The organism is Pseudomonas sp. MDT1-85 (genome assembly GCF_054898065.1).
Window position 1 is genome coordinate 5,302,469 of the sequence record NZ_CM142715.1, and the last position, 25,483, is coordinate 5,327,951.

14 protein-coding genes and 1 pseudogene are annotated in these 25,483 nt (G+C 59.8%); 3 read left to right on the top strand and 12 right to left on the bottom strand.

The features are described 5' to 3' along the window. Positions 1-89: 89 nt before the first annotated feature. From zapE to ACYZT2_RS23795, 3 genes are all read right to left on the bottom strand, one after another. Positions 90-1,184 carry a cell division protein ZapE gene (gene zapE, locus ACYZT2_RS23785; protein WP_461967866.1) on the bottom strand — a complete coding sequence of 365 codons (1,095 nt, stop codon included), beginning with the start codon at positions 1,182-1,184 and terminating at the stop codon, positions 90-92. A 90-nt stretch (positions 1,185-1,274) separates the two neighbouring features. After that, positions 1,275-2,630 (bottom strand): tryptophan--tRNA ligase, encoded by a 1,356-nt coding sequence (locus ACYZT2_RS23790; protein ID WP_461967868.1) that lies wholly within the window; start codon positions 2,628-2,630, stop codon positions 1,275-1,277. Between the two features lie 24 nt (positions 2,631-2,654). After that, entirely contained in the window at positions 2,655-3,299 is a 645-nt protein-coding gene (locus tag ACYZT2_RS23795; protein ID WP_461967870.1) for an alpha/beta hydrolase, read from the bottom strand. Positions 3,300-3,443: 144 nt separating this feature from the next. On the opposite strand from ACYZT2_RS23795, the gene ACYZT2_RS23800 reads away from it, so the two are divergent. After that, complete coding sequence (locus ACYZT2_RS23800) at positions 3,444-3,878, top strand: Z-ring associated ZapG family protein (protein WP_217854458.1); 435 nt, start codon at positions 3,444-3,446, stop codon at positions 3,876-3,878. Between the two features lie 218 nt (positions 3,879-4,096). On the opposite strand, the gene ACYZT2_RS23805 is transcribed toward ACYZT2_RS23800, so the two are convergent. The 4 genes and pseudogenes from ACYZT2_RS23805 to ACYZT2_RS23820 form a co-directional block, all read right to left on the bottom strand. Beyond that, entirely contained in the window at positions 4,097-5,482 is a 1,386-nt protein-coding gene (locus tag ACYZT2_RS23805) for an aminotransferase (RefSeq protein ID WP_461967873.1), read from the bottom strand. Positions 5,483-5,505: 23 nt separating this feature from the next. Next, a pseudogene (locus tag ACYZT2_RS23810) lies at positions 5,506-5,882 on the bottom strand (aldehyde dehydrogenase family protein); the annotation flags it as partial. A 344-nt stretch (positions 5,883-6,226) separates the two neighbouring features. Then, entirely contained in the window at positions 6,227-6,952 is a 726-nt protein-coding gene (locus ACYZT2_RS23815) for an OmpA family protein (RefSeq protein ID WP_461967875.1), read from the bottom strand. A gap of 117 nt (positions 6,953-7,069) precedes the next feature. Next, entirely contained in the window at positions 7,070-7,714 is a 645-nt protein-coding gene (locus ACYZT2_RS23820) for an MBL fold metallo-hydrolase (protein ID WP_461967877.1), read from the bottom strand. A 216-nt stretch (positions 7,715-7,930) separates the two neighbouring features. Here ACYZT2_RS23820 and ACYZT2_RS23825 point away from each other — a divergent pair, with 216 nt between their 5' ends. Next, a complete protein-coding gene (locus ACYZT2_RS23825; RefSeq protein ID WP_461967879.1) occupies positions 7,931-14,812 on the top strand; it encodes a M10 family metallopeptidase C-terminal domain-containing protein in 6,882 nt (2,293 codons plus the stop codon). Between the two features lie 73 nt (positions 14,813-14,885). On the opposite strand, the gene ACYZT2_RS23830 is transcribed toward ACYZT2_RS23825, so the two are convergent. The 5 genes from ACYZT2_RS23830 to ACYZT2_RS23850 form a co-directional block, all read right to left on the bottom strand. Next, positions 14,886-17,624 (bottom strand): LuxR C-terminal-related transcriptional regulator, encoded by a 2,739-nt coding sequence (locus ACYZT2_RS23830; RefSeq protein WP_461967881.1) that lies wholly within the window; start codon positions 17,622-17,624, stop codon positions 14,886-14,888. 377 nt (positions 17,625-18,001) lie between these two features. After that, positions 18,002-19,366, bottom strand: coding sequence for a DUF1329 domain-containing protein (locus tag ACYZT2_RS23835; RefSeq protein WP_461967883.1), 1,365 nt, complete (start codon positions 19,364-19,366; stop codon positions 18,002-18,004). Between the two features lie 28 nt (positions 19,367-19,394). After that, positions 19,395-21,284: a DUF1302 domain-containing protein gene (locus ACYZT2_RS23840; protein ID WP_461967885.1), complete on the bottom strand. Its 1,890-nt coding sequence runs from the start codon at positions 21,282-21,284 to the stop codon at positions 19,395-19,397. Positions 21,285-21,617: 333 nt separating this feature from the next. Next, on the bottom strand, positions 21,618-23,300 hold the full coding sequence (locus ACYZT2_RS23845; RefSeq protein ID WP_461967887.1) for a fatty acid--CoA ligase: 1,683 nt from the start codon (positions 23,298-23,300) through the stop codon (positions 21,618-21,620). Between the two features lie 280 nt (positions 23,301-23,580). After that, a complete protein-coding gene (locus ACYZT2_RS23850) occupies positions 23,581-24,210 on the bottom strand; it encodes a LysE family translocator (protein WP_461967889.1) in 630 nt (209 codons plus the stop codon). Positions 24,211-24,517: 307 nt separating this feature from the next. Here ACYZT2_RS23850 and ACYZT2_RS23855 point away from each other — a divergent pair, with 307 nt between their 5' ends. After that, a complete protein-coding gene (locus ACYZT2_RS23855) occupies positions 24,518-25,483 on the top strand; it encodes a 2-hydroxyacid dehydrogenase (protein WP_461967891.1) in 966 nt (321 codons plus the stop codon).

The following is a 25,483-nucleotide window of genomic DNA, read 5'->3' on the forward strand; positions in this document are numbered from 1 at the left end:
CGTTCCCACAGGGGTTCTTCGGCGCGCACAAAAAAGGGCCTGAATATGCAGTCTGAATATGCAGGCCCTTATTTATGTTTTCGAATTGTCTACGGCTTATGCGCCCGGGACAGGAATTCGTGTGACTGCATTTCCAGCAAACGGCTAAGCGTGCGCTGGAACTCGAAGTTCAGGCGACCGCCGGTGTAGAGGTCTTTGAGCTCGACTTCGGCGGAAATGATCAGCTTCACGTTACGGTCGTAGAACTCGTCGACCATGTTGATAAAGCGTCGGGCGATGTCGTCGGTGGTGACGCTCATCTGCTCGACATTGCTGAGCAATACTGCGTGGAAAATTTTACCCAGTTCGATGTAATCGTTCTGGCTGCGTGGGCCGTCGCAGAGTTCGCGGAAGTCGAACCAGGCCACGTCATCGCAGGTGCGCACGGCACGGATTTCACGGTTCTCGATCACCAGCACGTCATTCTCGATGGCTGCCGTGCATTCCGGCGTCAGGGCCCGGAAGCTCTTGCGCAGGCTGTCCTGGGCAGCGTCATCCAGCGGGAAGTGGAACAGTTCCGCTTGCTCGAGGTGGCGCAGACGGTAATCGACGCCGCTGTCGACATTGACGATCTCGGTGTTCTGCTTGATCAGCGCAATAGCCGGCAGGAAGCGCGCACGCTGCAGGCCGTCCTTGTACAGGCCGTCCGGCACGATGTTCGAGGTCGCGACCAGGGTCACGCCGTTCTTGAACAGCTCTTCCATCAACGTGCCAAGGATCATCGCGTCGGTGATGTCAGAGACGAAGAACTCATCGAAACAAATCACTCGCGACTCGTCCGAGAAGCGCTTGGCGATGATGGTCAGCGGGTTTTTTTCGCCGCCCAGGGTCTTCATCTCTTCATGCACGCGCTTCATGAAGCGGTGGAAGTGAGTGCGGGTCTTTTCCTTGAACGGCAGCGCTTCGAAGAAGGTGTCGACCAGGTAAGTCTTGCCGCGACCAACGCCGCCCCAGAAGTACAGGCCCTTGACCGGTGCCTGGTCTTTCTTGCCAAACAGTTTGCCGAGCAGGCCCGGTTTGTTCTGCGAGGCCGCGACCAGATCGTCATACAGGCGCTGCAAATGGCGTACGGCAGTTTCCTGCGCGGCGTCATGAAAGAATTCCGGGCGTTTCAGATCAGCTTGATATCGTTCTAGGGGCGTCATAATTCGTTAGCAAGGCAACAAAAACGGGCCGTCACTGTAGCGACGGCCCGTGGGAATGGCAATCGGCCCTTGGTCGGACCGAGCCGTTGATTATTCCTGAACCGGTGTCAGCGCAACACGCAAAGCACCGATGGCAGCATCGCGAGCAGCGCTGTCGGCGAAGGCCGGACTGTCGGCAACGCACTCGCCTTCCAGCCAGACGCTGAAGCTCAGGTCTTCACTGCGCACGTCCAAGGCTTGACCGGATTGCAGTTGCTTGGTCACTTGTCCTGCGGTTTTACCGTCGGCGAAGTTGCGCGACAGCAACAGTTGCTCGCCATCGGCCGCCAGTAGACGGAAGCGGAAACTGCCGTCGTCTTCACGAAAGCTGACGAAGCGCGCCGCTTTCGCAGCTTTCTTCTTGGTGGTCGCTGCAACTTGGGTTTGAGCGACGAAAGAGCGCAGGCCGACCGCTTCACGCAGTTCGTGGAGGAACGGCGTCGCCACCGAGCGGGCCTTTTTGGCGCCGATCTGCAGCATGTCTTCCAGATCCGCCGGGCGTTCGATCAACTGGTGATAACGCTCGCGGGATTCGCCCAATTCGCTGTCGAGCAACTGGAACAGACGGTTCTTCGCCTCGCCCCAACCCAGGCCCTGAAGCAATTCGCTGCGAAATTCGTCGGATTGTGCCGGCGTAGCGAAGGCCTGGAACAAGGTGAACAGGTGCGAATTGTCCGGATCCTTGGCTTCGCCCGGGGCACGGGAGTCGGTGACGATCCGCGAAATCGCGTCCTTCATTTCCTTGGCGCTGCTGAACAACGGAATGGTGTTGTCGTAGCTCTTCGACATCTTGCGACCGTCGAGCCCTGGCAAGGTGGCGACGCTCTCCTCGATCAGCGCTTCGGGCATGGTGAAGAACTCTTTGCCCTGGCCGAACAAGTGATTGAAGCGCTGGCCGATGTCACGGGCCATTTCCACGTGCTGGATCTGGTCACGACCGACCGGCACCTTGTGGGCGTTGAACATCAGAATGTCTGCAGCCATCAACACCGGGTAGCTGTACAAGCCCATGGTGATGCCGGCGTCCGGGTCTTCGCCGGTCTCGACGTTCTTGTCCACCGAGGCCTTGTAGGCATGGGCGCGGTTGAGCAGGCCCTTGGCGGCCACGCAAGTCAGCAGCCAGGTCAGTTCAGGGATTTCCGGGATGTCGGATTGGCGATAGAACGTCACGCGGTCCACGTCCAGGCCACCGGCCAGCCAGGTCGCGGCGATTTCCAGACGCGAGCGCTGGATGCGCTGCGGGTCATCGCATTTGATCAGGGCGTGGTAGTCGGCCAGGAAGTAGAACGAATCGGCATTGCTGTCACGGCTGGCGACGATCGCCGGACGGATAGCGCCAGCGTAGTTGCCCAGGTGCGGCGTGCCGGTGGTGGTGATGCCGGTGAGGATACGTGTACGAGTCGTCATGGGTAATCGCTTGTCAGACTGCAATCAATTCGAAAGACGCGGCAGGATCAGATCCTTGAGATCGGTCAGCTTGCCATGAAAAAAGTGTCCGCATTCTGCCACTTTCAGCAGCTCATGGGGGCGATCGAGTGCGTCGGACCAGTCGTAAACGAGCTGCGGATCGATGACTTCGTCGGTTTCCGGCTGGATCAGGGTCAACGTACCTTGTTGCGGCAGTTGATCCTGGTCGCCCAAACGCATGACGGCGGGCGCGACCATGAACAAATGCTTGAGTTGTTCGCCCTTGACTTCCAGGCGTCCGCCGAGACTTGCTGCAACAAATCCGCCAAAGGAGAAACCGAACAGGGTCAGGGGCACGTCAGGATGTCTGGCCCGCAGCCACTCGGCCGCCGCCTGGGCATCGTCGACTTCGCCAGTGCCCATGTCGTGCGCGCCTTCACTGGCGCCGACGCCACGGTAATTGAAACGCAAGGTAATCAAACCGGCATCGCGCGCGGTGCGCTGCAAGGTCGAGACGACTTTGTTGAGCATGGTGCCGCCCTGCACCGGGTTCGGGTGGCAGATCAGCGCCAGGCCGCGGGGTTGCTCGCTGTCCGGCCCCTCGTTATTCAAGTACAGGGCTTCCAATTGGCCGACCGGGCCATCAATCACTACAGGGGTTTCGCGCATAAGCAAGGAAGGAACTCCGTGACCTCGAATCGGGTCGACTCGTCTAGCCAATTGTCTGTGCCAATCTATTGCGAGTGAATCGCGGTATACAGCGCAGGTTCGAGCCGTTAACGTAAAGCAAAGCCGTTTATAGAGGAAGGACTCGTGGAACACTCGCTCTTAGTTTGGTTGTTGCCGACTCTTGCCCTGGTTGTGGGTGTCGCCATTGGATTTCTGATCGCTCGCCTGGTGCCGAATGCCGCGCCTAACCGCACGCAACGTCAGCTGGATGATATTCAGGAACGTTTTGACAATTATCAGAACGAAGTGGTCACCCACTTCAACAGCACTGCAACACTGGTCAAGAAACTGACTCAGAGCTATCAGGAAGTGCAGGATCACCTCGCCGAGGGCGCCAACCGTCTGGCCCTGGACGAGCAGACTCGCCAGCGCTTGCTGGCTGCCCTGCACGCCGACGCGGCGCAGGCTCCACGGGAACGTCTGACGCCACCGCGCGATCAGGAACCGCCCCGCGACTACGCCCCCAAAGCCCCGAACGCGCCGGGCATGCTCGATGAGCATTACGGCCTGAAGAAGTAATCAGGTTTCGCGCGACATGAAAAAGCCCTCTGATGAGTGATCGTCCGAGGGCTTTTTTGTTGCTGAGCCAAGATATGTGGTGTCAGTTTGGGCCCCTTCGCGAGCAAGCCCGCTCCCACATTTAACCGAGCCCTCTCTGGGGAATGCGATCGAATGTGGGAGCGGGCTTGCTCGCGAAGAGGCCCGAACCGGCGATACAAAAAGCTCAGGCCGGACAGTTAGCCCAACACCTCACTGGCCACCTGATCAATCGCACCCTTGGTGATATCAACAATCAAATCGGCCTCCTCCTCGGTCAGGATCAACGGCGGGGCGAAGCCGAGAATGTCGCCATGGGGCATCGCCCGGGCGATCATGCCGCGTTCGAGACAGGCCGCCGACACTTTCGGGCCGACCTTCAACGCCGCATCGAACGGGGTACGCTGCTCACGGTCAGCCATGAACTCGACGGCAGCGAGCATGCCGTCGCCGCGTACTTCACCCACCAACGGGTGACCTTCCAGAGTTTCGCGCAAACGGCGATTGAGGTAGCTGCCGACCTTCTCGGCGTTGGCCGTCAGGTTTTCCCGCTCGAGAATATCAAGGTTAGCCAAAGCAGCCGCGGCGCAGATCGGGTGCCCGGAATACGTCCAGCCATGGCCCATTGCACCTTGGGATTCGGAGGCTTTTTCGATCACGTCCCAAACCTTTTCGCCGACGATCACCGCCGACAACGGCGCATAGGCGCTGGTCAGGCCTTTGGCCGTGGAGATCAGGTCCGGGCGCATGCCGTAACGCTGACTGCCCATCTTCGAACCCAACCGACCGAAGGCGCAGACCACTTCATCGGCGATCAGCAATACATCGTATTTATTCAGCACCGCTTGAATCGCCGCCCAATAACCGGCCGGCGGCACGATGATGCCGCCGGTGCCCATCAACGGCTCGCCGATGAACGCGGCCACGGTGTCCGGGCCTTCGGCCAGGATCATTTTTTCCAGCTCATCCGCGCAGTAACGCACGAACGCGGCTTCATCCATGCCAGTGGGCGCCTTGCGATACCAGTGCGGGCAAACGGTATGCTTGACGCCATCGGCCGGCAAATCGAAATGCTGATGGAAGGTCGGCAGGCCAGTCAGGCTGCCGGTCATGATGCCCGAGCCGTGGTAACCGCGATCACGGGAGATGATTTTCTTCTTCTGCGGGCGACCCAGTACGTTGTTGTAGTAACGCACCAGTTTGACCTGGGTTTCGTTGGCGTCGGAACCGGACAAGCCGTAGTAAACCTTTTTCATCCCTTCTGGCGCCCAGTCCATGATGCGACTGGACAGCTCGATGATCGCCTCGGTCGAGTGGCCGACGTAGGTGTGGTAATAGGCCAGTTCCTTGGCCTGCTTGTAGATTGCGTCGGCGATTTCGGTGCGACCGTAGCCGATGTTCACGCAATACAGCCCGGCAAAGGCGTCGATGAATTCACGGCCTTCGTGGTCGCGAATACGAATGCCCGAGGCGCTCTTGATGATCCGTCCCTTGAGCGCCCCACTGGCGTGGTCATGGGCGTGAGTCGAGGGGTGCATGAAGTGCGCGCGGTCTTGTTCGAACAGCGTATCGAGTTCTTGGTTCATGGCATGTCTCCTGAGAACTGGCCTTAGAACTGGCCTTGATGGTGCAGGCAAAAGTATTTGGTTTCGACAAAGGCTTCGAAGCCCTCGGTGCCGCCTTCACGGCCCAACCCCGAGGCTTTCATGCCACCGAACGGGATCGGGGTGGCCGGTGACCTTGACGCCGTTGACTGCGATGATGGCGTGGTCGAGACGGCGAATCAGGGGGTAGATCAGGTCCAGACGGTTGGAACAAAATGTAGGCTGCCAAACCGTATTCTGTGTCGTTGGCCATTTCGATGGCCTGCTCGATTGTGTCGAAAAGCATCACCCCGGCAATCGGCGCGAAGTTTTCTTCGCGGTAGATACGCATCTGGGGCGTAACATCGGTCAGCACCGTCGGTTGGTAAAACAAACCGGCCATCGGCCGACGCAGCCGCAACATCTGGCTGTCGTGGCTATCTGGAGCCGATCACCATCGGCCGGTCTGTTTTTCCTCGCCCTGAGCATCGCTTTGGCTTACTTGGCACGGCGCCTTGAAGTGCGCCTGGAGCTACGCTGCGCAGATCTTCGAGCATCCGCAACAGGAACGTACCTGCGCGTTTCTCAGCGCGGTGAAAGAGGCGAATCAGGAAAAACCAGGGAATAACACAAATCCCGATGTGGGAGCGGGCTTGCTCGCGAAGGGGGCGTGTCAGTCGATATTAATGTCGACTGACACACCGCTTTCGCGAGCAAGCCCGCTCCCACAGTTTTTATGGGCAGGTGTTACTGATACTGCTGAACAGGCTGGCCCTGCTGCTGATATTCCTGACCCGGAATCGGCTTCAGGTTGACCTCGACGCGACGGTTCTGAGCCCGGCCATTCACATCACCATTGCTGGCAATCGGGTTATCCGGGCCGGCACCACGCGCCGACAGGTTGGCGCCGCCGACACCTTGGGAGGTCAGGTAAGTCGCCACACTTTGGGCGCGACGCTGGGACAGGTCCATGTTGTGCTGACGGCTGCCGGTGCTGTCGGTATAGCCGACGATCTCGATCTGGTTCTGGTTGAACTCCTTGAGCGAGCCCGCCAGATTGTTCAGCGGTTGGTAGAAGCTCGACGCGATGTTCGCCGAATCGGTGGCGAATGTGATGTTGCCCGGCATGATCAGCTTGATCTGATCGCCCTGGCGCTGCACTTCAACGCCAGTGTTGGCCATGCTGGCCCGCAGTTTTTTCTCTTGCTGGTCGGCGTAGTAACCGTAACCGGCGGCGGAAGCCCCCACCACGGCGGCGCCAATCAGCGCGCCCTTGCCACGGTTATCGTGACCGATGGCAGCACCGGCCAGCGCACCGGCCAAGGCGCCGAGGCCACCGTATTTGGCGGTTTTGCTCATGCCCGTAGAACCGCCATCAGCCTGACCCTGGTTGTCATAAGGGTTCTGCGATGCGCAACCGGACAACAAAGCCATAGCAGTAGCGACAATAATCAAACGACGCGAGGTGAACATGGAGAGCTCCTACTTTTTTTGCATTCTGTGGTGCAGCGGACTTAAGCAATGAACCTTTGCGGGCGTTGGATCATGGCCAACGCCAAAAATTCCGTCGTGCCTTTCACAACTGCATCTTCAGGCTCGTACAAAGGGGTTACCGCGCATTTCATCGCCCAGACAAGTGTCTGGACCATGACCGGTCACCACCGTCGCCTCTTCGTCGAGGGTATACAACCGGTGCTTGATCGAACGCACGAGAGTCGCCTGATCGCCTCCCCATAAATCTGTGCGCCCTACCCCACGCTTGAACAGCGTATCTCCGGCTATCAGCAGCTTAGCCTCTGAAAACCAAAAGCTCATGGAACCTGGTGTATGACCCGGCGTGTGCAACGCCACGCCACACCCGCAAGCCAGCTCTTCATCGTCGGCCAACCAGCGATCCGGCGATGGCACCGGGGTATAAGGCACACCGAACATCTGACACTGCATCTCCAGATTGTCCCAGAGGAATTGATCTTCTTTATGCAGATGCAGCGTCGCGCCGGTTTTCTCCTTGAGCTGCCCGGAAGCCAGAAAGTGATCAAGGTGCGCGTGGGTGTGAATGATGCTGACCACCTTCAGGCCCAACGCGTCGAGGCGCGCGAGGATCAGTTCATGATTGCCGCCCGGGTCGACGACGATGGCTTTTTTGGTGATCGGGTCGCCGATGATTGTGCAGTTGCACTGCAACGGCCCGACGGGGAAGGTTTCGCGGATGAGCGCTGGGGTCGGAACGTTCATGGGAGGTCCTGATTAGTCAATTTCGAACAGGATACCAGCGCGCATTCCTCAAGACTCAATGGCGCACGCCGACACAGACTTGCGAGCCAGTTTTCTGACGCCATTAATAAAAAAATAGTGGCCACGTGATATCAATTGACGCTGACTCTGGTGCAAAATCGCGTTCTTGTAGCGGCCACATACAGGACGGTCGCAGCCCCTCTCAGGATATTTAGAATGTCGTCTCCGCTTGGTTACGTTTTAACAAAACCATCTGTTCTGACCGGTAACCAACAAGTCGACAGTTTGATCTACGGCACTTCTTGGCTGAGCCCTGACTTTGGCGCAGACATCTTCGCAACTCGGTTGACCTATAGTTTCCTCAACCCCCAATCGTATTTCGCTGCCAAGTACAGCGTCAAAAATGAATTTCTGAACAGTTTCGCCCTGACATCGGCCCAACAAAATGCCGTGACGGGTGCGCTTGGCGCCTGGAGCGCCGTGGCTAACATCAAATTCACTCTGGTCAGTGACAACATCAATACCGTGGGCGATTTGCGATTCGGCGGCTATTGGGGCATGGATAACGGCGCCGCTGCCTGGGCCTACTTCCCCGACCAGACACCGCTGGCCGGGGATGTCTGGATCGGGCCGACGACAAACAACTCTGCGCCCGTCAAAGGCACTTACGACTTCATGACGTTCGTGCATGAAATCGGTCATGCCCTAGGTCTCAAGCATCCATTCGAGTCGAGCCAATCCAACAGCACGCTGATCTCGCCCCTGCTCGACAATTCGCATTACTCGATCATGAGCTACAACAATGCGTATTCCTATCAGCCGACGACACCGATGCTGCTGGATATTCTCGCGATCCAAAAGATTTACGGCGCCAACATGCTTTGGCAAACCGGCAACAACGTCTATCGCTGGGCACCGGACCAGTCAGTGTTCGAAACCATCTGGGATGCCGGCGGCAACGATACGATCGATGCCAGCAATCAGCTGGCGGCCGTCAGACTGAACCTGAATGAGGGTGAGTTCAGTAACATCGGCAAGGCATTCGTCGACATTGCGAACCTGGAACTGATCAATGACGGGCTGGCGATCGCCTTTGGCGCCAAAATCGAAAATGCCATCGGTTCGGCCTTTGACGACGATTTGATCGGCAATGCACTGGATAACGTTCTCGATGGCGGTGCAGGCCAAGACATCATGATTGGCGGTGCAGGTAACGACGTTTACGTTGTGGATAATGTTAATGACGTGGTGGTGGAAACCAATACTTCACTGACTGAAATCGACACGGTCATGTCATCCATCAGCTACACCCTGGGCAGCAGTAGCAATCTGGAGTACCTGACTCTTACCGGCGGCGATAATCTGGATGGTACGGGTAATGCACGAAGCAACCGCCTCGTCGGCAACGTTGGCCATAACACGTTGGACGGCAGCCTCGGCGCCGACGTGATGATTGGCGGCTCCGGTAACGATACCTACATCGTCGACAACCTGAAGGATCAGGTCACTGAAACCAGCACCCTGGCGAGCGAAATCGACACCGTCAGCTCCTCAGTGAGCTGGACCCTCGGCGCTAACCTGGAAAACCTCACTCTCACGGGCAGCGACAACCTCACCGGTATCGGCAACATCCTGAATAACGTGCTGACTGGCAACAGCGGCAATAACATCCTCAACGGTGGTGCGGGGCTGGATACGATGGGCGGCGGCACCGGCGACGACATCTATGTCCTCGATCAGGCCGGTGAACTGGCGCTGCTGCAGGAAACAGCCGATCAAGGCCATGATCTGCTGTACATCAACTACACGTCGACCCCGGTCACCAGCACCGTCGATCTCAGTCAAAGCAACCTGCAAAACGTCGAAGATGTCACCGTCACCGGCCTCGGCAACTTCACCGTGATCGGCAACGACCTGGACAACATACTGCTCGGCAACGCCTACGACAACACCCTGCAAGGCGGGGCCGGCAACGACTGGCTCGATGGCTGGGCCGGGGCTGACAAGCTAAGTGGCGGCAGCGGCGATGACACCTACGTCATCTACAGCAATGGTGCACAAGTCACCGAACTGGCTGACGAAGGCCACGACCTGATCAGGACGGCGGTTAGCTATTATTTGGAAGACAACGTCGAGGATGGCGCGCTGCTCGGTTCTGCAGCACTGAGCCTCACAGGTAATAAGCTGGACAACAGCCTCACCGGCAACGCCGCCGCCAACATCCTCGACGGTCGGGGCGGGGCCGACACTCTGGACGGCGGTGCGGGCAACGACACCTACTCCGTCGACAACCTCGGCGACACGGTAATCGAACGCGGCACCTCGCTGACCGAGATCGACACGGTCGAATCGTCGATCAGCTATACGTTGGGCAGCAACCTCGAAAACCTGACCCTTATCAACTTCAACGACCTGAATGCTACCGGCAATGCCCTGAATAACCGCATCGTCGGTAACTACGGCGACAACACCCTGGACGGAGGCCTTGGCGCCGACGTGATGATCGACGATCGCGGCGGCGACACCTACATCGTCGACAACCTCAAGGACGTGATCATCGAGACGGGCATTGGGTTTTGGGATATCGACACCGTGCGCTCCTCGGTCAGCTGGACCCTCGGCGCCAACCTGGAAAACCTCACCCTCACCGGCAGCGATAACCTCACCGGTGTCGGCAATGCCCTGCGCAACGTGCTGACTGGCAACAGCGGCAATAACCTCCTCAACGGTGGCGCCGGCCTGGACACACTGATTGGCGCTGCCGGCGACGACACCTACGTCCTCGACCAATTCGGCGAACTGGCGCTGTTGCAGGAAACTGCCGACCAGGGCCGCGACCTGCTGAACATCACCTACGCCTCGACCCTGACCACCAGCACCGTCGACCTCAGCCAAACCAGCCTGCAGAACGTCGAGAACGTCACCCTCACCGGCCTCGGTGCCTTCACCGTGATCGGCAACGACCTGAACAACACTCTGCTCGGCAACGCCTCCGTCAACACCCTGCAAGGTGGGGCCGGCAATGACTGGCTGGATGGCGGCGTGGGTGCCGACACCCTCAGCGGCGGCAGTGGCGACGACACCTATGTCATCGACAACGCCGCCGACAAAGTCACCGAACTGGCCGACGAAGGCCGCGATTTGATCCGCACCGCGGTGAGCTACACCCTCTCGGTCAATATCGAAGACGGCGTGCTGCTCGGCGTCGCCGCGTTGAACCTCGCGGGTAACGAACTCGATAACAGCCTCACCGGCAACGCCGCCGCCAACCTCCTCGACGGCAAGGCCGGGGCCGACATCCTGGACGGCGGTGCCGGCAACGACACCTACCTCGTCGACAACCTCGGCGACACGGTGATCGAACGCGGCACCTCGCTGGCCGAGATCGACACGGTCGCCTCGTCGATCAGCTACACCCTGGGCAGCAACCTCGAGAACCTGACCCTCACCGGTGGCGACCACCTCGACGCCACCGGTAACGCCCTGAGCAATCGCCTGACCGGCAACTCCGGCAACAACGTTCTGGATGGTGGAATTGGCGCCGACGTGATGATCGGCGGCAACGGCAATGACACCTACATCGTCGACAACCTCAAGGACGCGATTACCGAAACCAGCACTCTGGTATCTGAAGTCGACACCGTGCGCTCCTCTGTCAGCTGGACCCTCGGCGCCAACCTGGAAAACCTCACCCTCACCGGCAGCGACAATCTCACTGGCGTCGGCAACACCCAGAACAACACCCTGCTCGGCAACGCCGGCAATAACCTGCTCAACGGTGGCGCCGGACTGGACACGCTGATCGGCGCTGCCGGCGACGACACCTACGTCCTCGACCAATTCGGCGAACTGGCGCTGTTGCGGGAAACGGCCGATGAGGGTCGCGACCTGCTGAACATCAGCTACGCCTCGACCTTGACCACCAGCACCGTCGACCTCAGCCAAGCCAGCCTGCAGAACGTCGAGAACGTCACCCTGACCGGCCTCGGTGCCTTTACCGTAGTCGGCAACGACCTGAACAACACCCTGCTCGGCAACGCCTCCGTCAACACCCTGCAAGGCGGGGCCGGCAATGACTGGCTGGATGGCGGCGTGGGCGCTGACATCCTCAGCGGCGGCAGCGGCGATGACACCTACGTCATCGACAACGCCGTCGACAAGATTGTTGAAAACGCTGACGAAGGCCGTGACCTGGTCAGGACGGCGGTGAGCTACACCCTCTCGGCCAACGTCGAAGACGGCGTGCTGCTCGGCGTCGCCGCGTTGAATCTCACGGGTAACGAACTCGATAACAGCCTCACCGGCAACGCCGCCGCCAACCTCCTCGACGGCAAGGCCGGGGCCGACATCCTGGACGGCGGTGCCGGCAATGACACCTATATCATCGACAACCTCGGCGACACGGTGATCGAACGCGGCACCTCGCTGACCGAGATCGACACGGTCGCCTCGTCGATCAGCTACACCCTGGGCAGCAACCTCGAGAACCTGACCCTCACCGGTGGCGATAATCTGGACGGTACCGGCAATGCCCTGAGCAACCGCCTCGTTGGCAACAACGGCAATAACACGTTGGACGGCAATCTCGGCGCCGACGTGATGATCGGCGGCAACGGCAATGACACCTACATCGTCGACAACCTCAAGGACGCGATTACCGAAACCAGCACTCTGGTATCTGAAGTCGATACCGTGCGCTCCTCTGTCAGTTGGACCCTCGGCGCCAACCTGGAAAACCTCACCCTCACCGGCAGCGACAATCTCACTGGCGTCGGCAACACCCAGAACAACACCCTGCTCGGCAACGCCGGCAATAACGTGCTCAACGGTGGCGCCGGACTGGACACGCTGATCGGCGGTGCCGGCGACGACACCTACGTCCTCGACCAATTCGGCGAACTGGCGCTGTTGCGGGAAACGGCCGATGAGGGTCGCGACCTGCTGAACATCAGCTACGCCTCGACCTTGACCACCAGCACCGTCGACCTCAGCCAAGCCAGCCTGCAGAACGTCGAGAACGTCACCCTGACCGGCCTCGGTGCCTTTACCGTAGTCGGCAACGACCTGAACAACACCCTGCTCGGCAACGCCTCCGTCAACACCCTGCAAGGCGGGGCCGGTAATGACTGGCTGGATGGCGGCGTGGGCGCCGACATCCTCAGCGGCGGCAGCGGCGATGACACTTACGTCATCGACAACGCCGTCGACAAGATTGTTGAAAACGCTGACGAAGGCCGTGACCTGGTCAGGACGGCGGTGAGCTACACCCTCTCGGCCAACGTCGAAGACGGCGTGCTGCTCGGCGTCGCCGCGTTGAACCTTACGGGCAACGAACTCGACAACAGCCTGACCGGTAACGCCGCCGCCAACATTCTCGACGGCAAGGCCGGCGCCGACACTCTGGACGGCGGCCTCGGCGCCGACCTGATGATCGGCGGCTCCGGCAACGACACCTATATCGTCGACAACCTCAAGGACGTGGTCAGCGAGACCAGCACCCTGGCGAGTGAAGTCGATACCGTACGTTCCTCGGTCAGCTGGACGCTGAGTGCCAACGTGGAAAATCTCATCCTTGCCGGGACCAATAACCTCAACGGTGTCGGCAACGCCCTGGACAACGTGCTGACCGGCAACGCCGGCAACAATGTGCTCAACGGTGCCGCCGGCCTGGATACCTTGAACGGCGGTGCTGGCGACGACACCTACGTCCTCGACCAGGCGGGCGAACTGACGCGGCTGCAGGAAACGGCCGACCAGGGTCGCGACCTGCTGAACATCACCTACGCCTCGACCCCGAGCACCAGCACCGTCGACCTCAGCCAAAGCAACCTGCAAAACGTCGAGAACGTCACCCTTACCGGCCTCGGTGCCTTCACCGTGGTCGGCAACGACCTGAACAACACCCTGCTCGGCAACGCCTCCGTCAACGACCTGCAAGGCGGGGCCGGCAATGACTGGCTGGATGGCGGCGTAGGCGCCGACACCCTCAGCGGCGGCAGTGGTGATGACACCTATGTCATCACCGATAACGCCGCCAATGTCACCGAATTGGCCGACGAAGGCCGAGACCTGATCCGCACGGCGGTGAGCTACACCCTGTCGGCCAACGTCGAAGACGGCGTGCTGCTCGGCGTCGCTGCGTTGAACCTCACGGGCAACGAACTCGCCAACAGCCTCACCGGCAACGCCGCCGCCAACCTCCTCGACGGCAAGGCCGGTGCCGACATTCTCGACGGCGGTGCCGGCAATGACACCTATATCATCGACAACCTCGGCGACACGGTGATCGAACGCGGCCCCTCGCTGGCCGAGATCGACACGGTCCTGTCGTCGATCAGCTACACCCTGGGCAGCAACCTCGAAAACCTGACCCTCACCGACGGCGACAACCTCGACGCCACCGGCAACGCCTTGGGCAACCGTTTGACCGGCAACAGCGGCACCAACGTCCTGGACGGTGGAACCGGTGCCGACGTGATGATCGGCGGCAGCGGCAATGACACCTACGTCGTCGATAACCTCAAGGACGCGGTCTCCGAAACCAGTACCCTGGCGAGCGAAATCGACACCGTGCGCTCTTCGGTGAGCTGGACCTTGGGTACCAACCTGGAAAACCTCACCCTCACCGGCAGCAATAACCTCAACGGTGCTGGCAACGCTCTGAACAACATTATCAACGGCAATAGCGGCAATAACCTGCTCAATGGCGGAGCGGGCAATGACCTGCTCGACGGTGGCATGGGCAATGACCTACTGGTGGGAGGCCTGGGTGCAGATACCTTCACGGGCGGCTCTGGCGCCGATCGGTTTGTTTTCAATCTGCTCAACGAACTGGGCAAAGGGCTAAACAGTGACGTCATCACCGACTTCAGCAGCCTGCAGGGCGACAAGATTGACCTGTCGAAACTCGATGCCAATATCCTCACCACTGCGTTCAACGCCTTCACTTTCATTGACTCGAATGCGTTCACAGGAGCAGGACAACTGCGTTTCGAAGATCATGTGCTGTACGGCAACGTCAACGGCACGCTGGGGGCAGACTTCGAAATCCAGCTAGTAGGCGTGGACACCTTTAGTACCAACGATCTGGTGGCGTGACAACGGCAATACCATGAAAAACGCCCCGACTGGTTCGGGGCGTTTTGCTTTAAGAGTTGCGGTTGTCCCTCAGCTAAGACAAAACCCCCAGCTCCTTCGCCCGCGCCACTGCCTGCGTGCGCCGCTCAACCCCCAGCTTACTGTTGATATGACTGGCATGGGTCTTCACCGTATGCAGCGAAATAAACAACTGATCACTAATTTCCTGGTTCGAACACCCCTGCGCGATCAGTCGCAAAACGGCCAGTTCACGCGTACTGAGTTGTTCGGCAGCAGGCGATGATTCCACTACCGGGCGGGAGGCCAGGGCCGGAAGTTTTGCCGAAAGACTCTGCGAAACGGCCGTCGACGCACAGAGTTGAAGTTGCCCGCGCAGCCAGTCCGGGTGTTCGGCCAACAACTGGTCAAACGGTTGCAAGACACCACCGGCGGCTGCTTCCAAAGCCTGGGCCAGCGCCTTGCGCGCCTCGAACTCGCGCCCGCCCACCAGCAACAGAATAATTTTCTGATTCAGCGCCATCACGCTAAGCATCTGCCGGCCGCTGTGCTGACCGTGTTCATGCAACGCATTCAAGCGCCCTTCGGCGACCATGGGCTGGCCTTTCATCACGTCCAGCACCGCCTGTTGCAGTTCAATGTGCAGCGGCAGTTGCGGATGGAATTCCGGGGGGGCTGCCGGGTGCTCGCCGTTGTAGGTCTGGCCCAATCGCACGAGCCAGGCTTCGGCCAGGTCGGTGCGGCCCTGGGCCAGCCAGAGTTCGCATTTGACCAGGGTGATCATCGCCAGGTAGTAAATCGGCGGGACGTCCCAGATGTGCATCAGGCGCTCGGCCTCGGCGAGTTCGGCGAAGGCTTTGGCGAACTCGCCGCTGCTGCCCTCCAGACGGGCAATCACGCAGTGGCCGATCAGCACACTGATGTCGCGACAGGCCCGCGCTTCGGCCAAACCTGCGAGCAAACGTGCCCGTGCGGCTTGGGGTTGCAAGCGCAGCGCCAGCAAAAAACCCTCGTATAAGGTCAGCCGTGCACGAACCGCATAAAGCCGTTGCGGGGATAAGCCTTGCAGGCGCTGCAATCCCTGGCGGACTTCATCCAGTGAGCGAAGAATCTCCCCACGTGCTTGCAGCACGCGGGCGCGGTCGTAATGGGCCAGCGCCTCGAACAGCGGATTGCCGACCCGTTGTGCCAGTTCAAGGGACTCACGATTCAGCCCCCGGGCACGCCAAAGGTCGCTGTCGGCAATGGCAAGGTTAGACAATGTCGAGAGGCACATCAGGCGCTGTCCATAGCGTTTGGCCGGCAGGCTCTCCAGCGCTTCGGTGCAATAGAGCAACGTCAGTTCGCGATTGCCTCGGCCCCGGGCAATGATGCCGCTCAGGGCCAGCCATTGCGCCAGCATGGACTTTTGCGCAGTGGCCGACGGCGCCGGCAGGAAGCGGCTCAAGTGGCTGGCCAGTTCCTCGGCGGCGTCCAGTTGGCAGGCCAGCCCCAATGCCCAGCTGTAGAGCACGATCAGCCGTGGCGTGCTGATCAGCAGGCTGTCGGGCAAGTCCATTTTCCAGCGCAGCAGCATGCCGACGTTCTGCTCGGCCAGCAGCTGTTCTTCAGAGAGGTTTTGTACCAAATTTGCTGCAACGTCCAGATGCCCGGCACGCAACGCCTGCTCTACCGCCTCATCGAGTAACCCTTGAGCGTTGAACCAGCGGCAGGCACGCAGATGCAGGCTGGCCGTCGGCACCATCGCCTGGGCGGTGGGCCGGCTGCGCAGCAGGTCGGAAAACAGGTGGTGATAGCGATACCAGTGACCGTGTTCGTCCAGCGGCACCAGAAACACCTGATGCGCCAGCAGGAAACGCAGGATCTCGGCACTGTCATGGGCTTCGCGCACGGCGTCGCACAACTCGCTGCAAAAGCGCTCTTGAGGCGCGGTGTCATACAGGAATGACTGAACCTCGGCGGGCAGGCAATCGATGACTTCTTCGAGCAGGTAATCGCGAATCAGCCCTTCCCCACCGTACAGCGATTGGGGCAATGCACCCTCGCTGCCCGCCTCGGAGGCCGCCAGCAGCCAGAAGCGCAGCCCGGCCACCCAGCCTTCGCTGCGCTGGATCAAACTCTCCAGCGCCTCGCCACGCAATGAAATGCTGTGTCGATCAAGCAGGGTCAGGGCTTCATCATGGGTCAGTCGAAGATCCTGTTCATGCAGCTCGAGCAGTTGCCGCGACAGTCGCAGGCGTGCCAGATGCCAGTCGGGACGTTGCCGACTGGTGACCATGACCAGCAGGCCATCGGGTAAATGATTGAGAAAAAATTGCAGGCAACGATCAAGCACGGGGCCTTGGGCCAAATGATAGTCATCGAGCACCAGCAACAGCGGCGTACCCGGTGAAAGGTGCACAGCCAGTTCATCGAGCAAACCGTCCAGCCATTCTTCGAAGGCGAACGGCTGATGACGCTGGCGCATTTTCAGCAGCCCCAGCGCCTGGCTACCCAGTTGCGGAAAATACTCCTGAAGGCCTTCGAGCAGGCGCTCAAGAAAACGGCCGGGATCGTTGTCCCGCGGGCTTAACCCCAGCCACAGGCTTTGCCAGTGATCCGGCAATCCCTGGCAAAACTCCACCGCCAACGAACTCTTGCCGAACCCCGCTGGCGCACTGACCAGCAACAGCCTGCCACCGAGGCCGGCGCTCAGGCGCTCGCACAAACGCGGCCGCAGCACATGGCCGTCGGGCAGCGGAGGCCGGAAAAAGCGCCCGCCCAATGTGGCGACGGCAACGCTTGCAGGGCCCGGAAGTGGGGACAGATCAGTCATGGCCGGCTCTTGTTTGAAATGCTGATGGCGGCGTTACAGATGTCCGCAGCCTAGCGGTAAACGAAGAGCTATTGAAGGTTATTGCTACAAATGACTACAAAAAGACTACGAACAGAAGTGTCGGTAAACCGGACAGCCCACACCTGCCTCGTAGCAGCTGTCGAGCCTGCGAGGCTGCGTTCGGCTGCGAAGCAGTCGTGAATCCGGCTAACGCGGTTTGCCTGACGTATCGCAATCTCTGGTTTTACGACTGCTTCGCTGCCGAACACAGCCTCGCAGGCTCGGCAGCTGCTACAACGATCTCTATGAACATCCAAAAAAAAACCCCGAACCAGTCGGGGCGTTTTTTCGAGGATGCGGCCTCGGTTTACACCGTATTAGCGAACGCCTTCCTGACGCAAGGCTGCCGGTGTGAAGTCTGCGGTGCTGGCAGTGAAGCCGAAGTTATATGCCGACTTCTCTTCGTTCTTCATGCCCAGGGCCAGGTAGCGGCCCGATTGCAGGTCGTACAAGGTTTCGAGGGTGTACCACGGCACTTGCTTGTCGTAGTAGTTCTGGGAGTGAGCCTCGGCAACGCGCCACAGTTGCCCGCGACCGTCATAGTGGTCGACCACCGCCGCCTGCCAGGTGTCTTCGTCGATGTAGAAGTCACGTTTGGCGTAGATGTGACGCTGACCTTCCTTCAGGGTCGCGACCACATGCCAAACCCGACGCAGTTCATAACGAGCCAGGTCCTGATTGATGTGACCGGCCTTGATGATGTCGGCGTACTTCAGTTGTGGCGAATCGAGCTTGTAGCTGTCGGAGGCGATGTACATCTCTTTCTTGCCTTCGAGCTTCCAGTCATAGCGATCCGGCGCACCGTTGTACATGTCCAGGTTGTCGGAGGTACGCAGGCCATCGGCAGCGGTACCCGGCCCGTCATAGGACACTTGCGGCGCACGACGTACACGGCGTTGCCCGGCGTTGTAGACCCACGCCGAACGCGGTTCTTTAACCTGGTCGAGGGTTTCGTGTACCAGCAGCACACCACCGGCCAGACGCGCCGGCGCGGTCACTTTCTGCTTGAAGTAGAACAGGATGTTGCCCGGATTTTTCGGGTCGTAATCCTTCATCTTGTCGCGGAACACGAACTGGTCCTCGAAGTACACGAGGCTGAACGAGCCGTTCGGCTGCGGCGTGGCCTGGGTGATCAGACGGGTCACACTGCCGCCGCGATAACGGGTGATGTGGTTCCAGATGACTTCAACGCCGCTTTTCGGAATCGGGAACGGGACCGCGGTTTCGAAGTTTTCCAGACCGTTGCCGCCGGACACCAGGTTAGTGTTGGTGGCGTTCTTCTTGATCGAGGCAAACACCTCATCCGGCACGGTGGCGCCGCGATGGGACGGGTAGACCGGCATCTTGAAGGTTTCCGGGTAGCGCTTGAACATCGCGTACTGGCCCGGCGCGAGCTTGTCCTTGTACTGGTCGAGGTTCTGCGCGGTGATGGTGAACTGCGGTTTTTCACTCGCGAACGGGTCAGCCAGGAAACCCTTGCTGTCCACGGCACCGGCGTTTTTCGGCATGGGTTTCCAGGCCGGGATCGATCCGTCGGCGTTGCCCGCCATCTCGGCGCCCATCGGGGTCAGGCTCTTGCCCAGCTTGTCCGCTTCGGCCGCCGGGACCGCCGCCATGACACCGGTTGCCAGCAGCGACAGACCCAGAACACCCACGTGGAACAGACTCTTTGTTATTTTCATAAATGTGTTCGTCCTGAAAATACAGTGCTTAGAAGTTCACGCCGAAGCTGAGCGCAACAAAGTCGCGATCATCCACGGTGGTGTACTTGCCGTCGAAGAAGTTGGTGTACGCCAGGCTCGCGGTGTAGGTGTTCTGGTATTCGGCATCGACACCCAGGCTCACCGCTTTACGACCTTCCTCGAAGTTGCCGCCAGGGCCAGGGGAGTAACCGCTCACGTCGTGGGACCAGGCCACGTTCGGCTTGAGGTTCACACCGGCGAATACGTCGTTGTATTCCCAGATGGCGCGACCGCGATAACCCCACGACATCGCGGTGGTAAAGCCCTCGTCGTCGCAGTTGCGGCTGCGGTTGTTGGTAGCAGCACCTGGGCCGGCACCGTTGATGGTGCTGGTGTTGAGGATCGCCGAGCAGGTGTTGAGGCCGCCGGTAGCCGGCAGTTCACCAGGCCCGTAGACCGGGTCACGGCCGTAACGGATGTCGGAGCTGCTTTCCAGGCCGCCAACATGGGTCACGCCCACTTCGCCAACCAGGGTCAGACGGCTGGCGCCCATGACCTGATCGAAGAAGTGCGTCAGAGTGGTCTGGAACTGGGTGATTTCTTTGCGGCGATAGCCGTGAAGATCCTGACCCGGTACACCGGGGAGCAACGAAGCGTTGGCCAAGGCACCGCCCAATGGGCGCACGCCAGCGAACAGAATGTCGGTGGAGTTGAGCTGCACCGGCGCGTTCGGACGGTAGCTGAGTTCACCGCTCCACGCAGTGCCGGTAGGCAGGGTCGTGGAGAAGCTCAAGCCGTAGAGGCGGATGTCCTCCGGGTACTCGACGAAGTACTCGGAATTACCTGCGACCACCAGCGGCCCCAAGGCGCGGAACGCCGCCGGCAAAGCTGCCACGCCGTTGTAGATCGATTGCGGAGCACCTGTTGCGCTGAAAATCGGCGCCCGACTGTGGTAGTTCATGAAGTACGCGCCGAACTCGGTATCGAGCGGTTCGAACATGTACTTCAAGGACGCGCCCCACTGGCCGCTGTCCCGCGCATCGCGGTCAGGGCCGCGACGCACCAGCACACCTTCTTCGTTGACGTCGACGCCCGCGTTGGCCAATGGGCCCAATGCGATGGCCGGAATGGTCGAACGCTTGTTCAGCACACGCAGGTTGTTGTCGCAGCCGTCGGCAATGATGTCTGGCTGGGAGAAGAAGGTGCCGCAGTTATCGACAACCGTCTGGTCCCATTCGAGCTGATAGAAGGCTTCGGCCGACAGGTTGTCGGTCAGGCTCTGGGAGACGTAGAACATGTTGACCGGGATCAGACCTTCCTTGACCTCGGCGCCGGGACGACGGAACGCAGACACGTCGATCGGGTTGATCGAGTTGATGCCGCCGCCGATGAAGGTACTTTCACCCCAGCTCACGACCTGCTTGCCCAGACGCACGGAACCCGGTTGATCGGCAATGGCGTAGTTGTGGTAGACGAAGGCGTCGAGGATCTGACCGCCAGCGGACTTGGCGCCTTCCTTGCGATTTTCGTCGCTGATGTCCTTGAACTCGCGGCTTTCATCCTTGAGTTCGAAGTCGTACCAGTATTTTCCCCGGACGAAGACACCGGTGTCGCCGTACTTCAATTCAAGGTCATGGATGCCCTTGAAGATCTTCGAAAAAGTTTCGCCGCTCTTGAAGTTGTTGTGACCGTCATCGGACGTCTGGGACAGGCCGTGGCCCCCGTTATTGACACCGATGAGGTTCTTGTTCGGGCTCTGAGTAGACCAACTGGCTCCGATCGACAGGGATGAGTCGAATTGACCTTCGATCTCACCGACGTTGAAACTGACGCCGAATGCAGGCCCGGCGAGCGAAGAGGCGAGACTGACTGCCAGGGGCAGTTTCGCCCGGCGCCAGAACTGGTTTACTGATGTCATCGACGCTACTCCATGTGCATTATTGTTATGGCTGAGTACTTTTAAAAACGTTGTGGGTGACCGGAAGCCAAGCGGTTCCGACGTCATCCAAAGTTGCATCGCCCCGTTTTGTGCGCGCTCCGTTCTTAAAAATTCCTTGAGCGGACTATAGCCAGCAGGTAGTAGTGCTTGATCCCTCTAAAGTGTGATTTGCAGCTGCCGGCCACTCTGGAACAGTCCTTTCGCCAGTCCGACACATGTCGGCACGGCAAGGATGGCTGAAAATTTGGATTTCACAAGCCAAGCGCTTGCTTGGTGGGTCTGGCGCGCCGTTTTCGGCGCGCCAGCCGACGCTCAAAGCGTCGAGAGGAAGGTGCTGTTGTTGGCCTGCCATTCAGTGATGTCGACGCGGATGCGCTTCTTGTCGAGCTTGCCCACGCTGGTCTTGGGAATTTCAGTAACAATGGCGATCTGGCTCGGGATAGCCCACTTGCTCAGGTGTCCCTGTTCAACGAATGGCTTGAGGTGTTCCTTGAGCTCTTTTGCCCCGATCTCATGCCCTTCCCTGACTACCAGCAGCGCAAACGGCCGCTCGCCCCACTGCGGATCGGCGATGCCCACCACTGCTACTTCGCGTACCGCAGGGTGGCGGCTGATCAGGTCTTCCAGGTCCAGGGAGGAAATCCACTCGCCGCCGGTCTTGATCACGTCCTTGATCCGGTCGCGAATGTCGATCACGCCCATGCTGTCCAGCGTCGCCACGTCGCCGGTGTGCAGCCAGCCTCCGGTCCAGAGCTCGGCGCCTTTCTGCGGTTCGTTGAAATAACCCTCGGAGAGCCACGGTGCACGCAGCACCAGTTCGCCCTGGGTCTCGCCATCGGCAGGCAGGAAGTTGCCGTCGGTGTCGACGATCGCCGCCTCGACCAATGGCCCCGGTACACCGGCCTTGATCCGGTAGGTGGTGCGTTCGTCTTCGGTTCCGGCCATCAGCTCATCGTTGAGGTGCGCGCACGATACCAATGGCCCGGTTTCCGACATGCCGTAAGCGGCGGTCAACTGAATACCCTTGGCCTTGGCCGCGTCGTACAGTGCATGGTTGAGCGCACTGCCGCCGATGACAATTTTCCAGCCACCGAAATCAATGTTTTGCGCCGCCTTGGCATTGAGGACCATTTGCAGAATGGTCGGCACGCAGTGGGAAAAGCTCACCTTCTCCTTGCGCCACAGTTCCACCAGATACTCGGGGTCGTAACGGCCGGGGTAGACCTGTTTGAGCCCGAGCATGGTTGCTACATACGGCAAGCCCCAGGCATGCACGTGGAACATCGGGGTGATCGGCATGTACACATCGTTGGTGCCCAGTAGCCGCACGCTGTCGATGGAACCCATGATGGTCGCCACGCCCATGGTGTGCAGCACCAGTTGCCGATGGGTGAAATACACGCCTTTGGGGTTACCGGTGGTGCCGGTGGTGTAGAACGTGGTGGCGACCGAGTTTTCGTCGAAGTCTTCAAAGTCGTACTGCGGGCTCGCGGCGGCCAGCAGTTGTTCGTACTCGCCGACAATATTCGGCAGGTCGGCGGTTTTTTCCGGCAAATCGGTCAGCAGCAGGGTTTTCTCCACTGTGGTCAGCTGCCCGGCAATCGCCTGGTACAGCCCGACGAATTCGCTGTTGACCAGCACGAAGCGGTCCTCGGCGTGGTTCATGGTGTAGAGAATCTGTTCCGGCGACAGGCGCACGTTGATGGTGTGGATTACTGCACCGATCATCGGGATGGCAAACATGCATTCCAGGTAGCGATGGCTGTCCCAGTCCATCACTGCCACGGTATCCCCGGCCTTCACGCCGGCGGCTGTCAGCACGTTGGCCAGCCGCGCGACCCGTTCGATCAGGGTCGGATAGCTGTAGCGCAATTGATCGCGGTAGATGATCTCGCGGGTTTTTTCGTAACGGGCGCCGGACATCAGCAGCCGTTTAATCAACAGCGGATACTGGTAAGCGCCCTCGGCTGGGGGGATAACGCGAGTCTGCAACATAAGAGTCCCTTTTCTGACTGCACGGTCTTGGCTTTTAAAGCTAAGCACTCTAGAGCCCTTGAGCGCCAGCCAAATCAGCCGAAGGGATGATTTGCACAACCGTATAAATGCTAGCTTTGCGCCAGCATTTGCCGGAATTCGTTACTCGTCACGCTGAACCCAACGTAGGAGCTGCCGAAGGCTGCGATCTTTTTACTTTTTGGCGACTTCAATACCGCTGAAGATCAAAAGATCGCAGCCTGCGGCAGCTCCTACGGAGTTTTGTGCCTATTTCGAGAAATCAGTGCGTCTCGGTGAACGCGAGTTTCACGCCGATGGCGATCAGCACCGCGCCCATCGTCCGGTCGAACCAGTGGCCCATGCGAGCGAAACCGGCACGCACGCGCTGCTGACTGAACAGCATCGCCACCAGGCAGAACCAGACTGCCGTCGCCGCTGCGAGATAAATCCCATAACCGGCCTGTACCGCCAATGGTGTGTGCGGGTTGATCACCACGGTGAACAGCGACAGGAAAAACAGCGTGGCTTTCGGGTTCAGGCCATTGGTCACGAATCCCGAAGTGAAGGCGCCACGCGCGGTACGTTCGCCCGCTTCCTGGTGCAGGTCGTCAGCCACCGGTTTGGCCGGTTGCGCGCGCAAGGCCTTGAAGCCGATGTACAGCAGGTACGCGGCGGCGGCCCATTTCAAGGCGTTGAACAACACGATCGACTGAGACACGATCAGCCCGATACCCAATAGCGAATAACCGACGTGCAGGAAAATCGCCGAGCCTACGCCCAGCGCCGTCCAGGTTCCGGCACGACGACCGTGGGTCACGCTCTCACGCACCACCACGGCGAAGTCCGGGCCGGGGCTGGCGACGGCCAGCAGGTGAATCAGGGCGACGGTCAAGAACTCTGTCCAGTACATGGGGGCTCCTTTTAGGCAGGCTGATCAATTGAAATTTTTCCAGGGATGAACCACACCCTATGGCATCTGTGAAATCCGTGGCCACCGCAATCTGTGCATTTCCTGTAGGAGCGAGGCGCCCGCGAAGAACGATAACGCGGTGCATCAGAAACACCGCAGTGTTTGCTTCGCGGGCAAGCCTCGCTCCTACAGCGAACAGTCTTCGGCAGCGGCTACAAGAAGTGCATCGCTGTTGAATGGAACAATTGTTTCATCTGGTAGGCTCGGCAGATTACGCCTTCAGTTCAATGCACAAAAGGTACAGTTGATGACGAACTCTCGCCGCGCCGTTTTCCTCGACCATCCGTCCCTGGACCTCGGCGATCTCGATCTCAACCCACTTCGCGAGTGCTTCAGCGACGTGCAGCTGTTCGCGCAGACAACGCCTGATCAGGTGATCGAACGCCTCAAGGGCGCTACTGTCGCGATCAGCAACAAAATCCCGATCGATGCGGCTGCCATGGCGGCCAGCCCCGAGCTGAAGCTGATCCTGATCACCGCCACCGGCACCAACAACGTCGACCTCGCCGCCGCTCGCACCCACGGAATCACTGTTTGCAACTGCCAGGGTTACGGCACGCCGTCGGTGGCTCAGCACACGATCATGTTGTTGCTGAATTTGGCGACGCGTCTGGCCGACTATCAGAAGGCGGTCGCCGAAGGTTGCTGGCAGCAGGCGAAACAGTTCTGCCTGCTGGACTATCCGATCGTAGAACTCGAAGGCAAAACCCTCGGCCTGCTCGGCCACGGTGAACTGGGCAGTGCCGTGGCGCGGTTGGCCGAGGCGTTCGGCATGCGCGTATTGCTGGGGCAGATTCCGGGGCGCCCTGCCCGGCCGGATCGTTTGCCGCTGGATGAGCTGCTGCCGCAAATCGACGCCCTGACCCTGCACTGCCCGCTCAACGAACACACTCGCCACTTCATCGGCGCCCGCGAACTGGCCTCGATGAAACCTGGTGCTTTCGTGGTCAACACCGCGCGCGGTGGTTTGATTGACGAGCAGGCATTGGCCGATGCCCTGCGCAACGGTCACTTGGGCGGCGCGGCCACCGACGTGTTGAGCGTCGAACCACCCACTGCAGGCAATCCGCTGCTGGCCCCCGATATTCCACGATTGATCGTCACCCCGCATAACGCCTGGGGCAGTCGCGAGGCGCGGCAGCGAATCGTTGGCCAGTTGACCGAAAACGCCCAAGGCTACTTCAGCGGTCAAGCGCTGCGGGTCGTCAGTTGA

What these genes read in the sequence shown, in the direction of transcription:
- zapE (WP_461967866.1), bottom strand. Translation starts at nt 1,184, where the DNA reads ATGACGCCCCTAGAACGATATCAAGCTGATCTGAAACGCCCGGAATTC.
- ACYZT2_RS23790 (WP_461967868.1), bottom strand. Translation starts at nt 2,630, where the DNA reads ATGACGACTCGTACACGTATCCTCACCGGCATCACCACCACCGGCACG.
- ACYZT2_RS23795 (WP_461967870.1), bottom strand. Translation starts at nt 3,299, where the DNA reads ATGCGCGAAACCCCTGTAGTGATTGATGGCCCGGTCGGCCAATTGGAA.
- ACYZT2_RS23805 (WP_461967873.1), bottom strand. Translation starts at nt 5,482, where the DNA reads ATGAACCAAGAACTCGATACGCTGTTCGAACAAGACCGCGCGCACTTC.
- ACYZT2_RS23815 (WP_461967875.1), bottom strand. Translation starts at nt 6,952, where the DNA reads ATGTTCACCTCGCGTCGTTTGATTATTGTCGCTACTGCTATGGCTTTG.
- ACYZT2_RS23820 (WP_461967877.1), bottom strand. Translation starts at nt 7,714, where the DNA reads ATGAACGTTCCGACCCCAGCGCTCATCCGCGAAACCTTCCCCGTCGGG.
- ACYZT2_RS23825 (WP_461967879.1), top strand. Translation starts at nt 7,931, where the DNA reads ATGTCGTCTCCGCTTGGTTACGTTTTAACAAAACCATCTGTTCTGACC.
- ACYZT2_RS23830 (WP_461967881.1), bottom strand. Translation starts at nt 17,624, where the DNA reads ATGACTGATCTGTCCCCACTTCCGGGCCCTGCAAGCGTTGCCGTCGCC.
- ACYZT2_RS23835 (WP_461967883.1), bottom strand. Translation starts at nt 19,366, where the DNA reads ATGAAAATAACAAAGAGTCTGTTCCACGTGGGTGTTCTGGGTCTGTCG.
- ACYZT2_RS23840 (WP_461967885.1), bottom strand. Translation starts at nt 21,284, where the DNA reads ATGACATCAGTAAACCAGTTCTGGCGCCGGGCGAAACTGCCCCTGGCA.
- ACYZT2_RS23845 (WP_461967887.1), bottom strand. Translation starts at nt 23,300, where the DNA reads ATGTTGCAGACTCGCGTTATCCCCCCAGCCGAGGGCGCTTACCAGTAT.
- ACYZT2_RS23850 (WP_461967889.1), bottom strand. Translation starts at nt 24,210, where the DNA reads ATGTACTGGACAGAGTTCTTGACCGTCGCCCTGATTCACCTGCTGGCC.
- ACYZT2_RS23855 (WP_461967891.1), top strand. Translation starts at nt 24,518, where the DNA reads ATGACGAACTCTCGCCGCGCCGTTTTCCTCGACCATCCGTCCCTGGAC.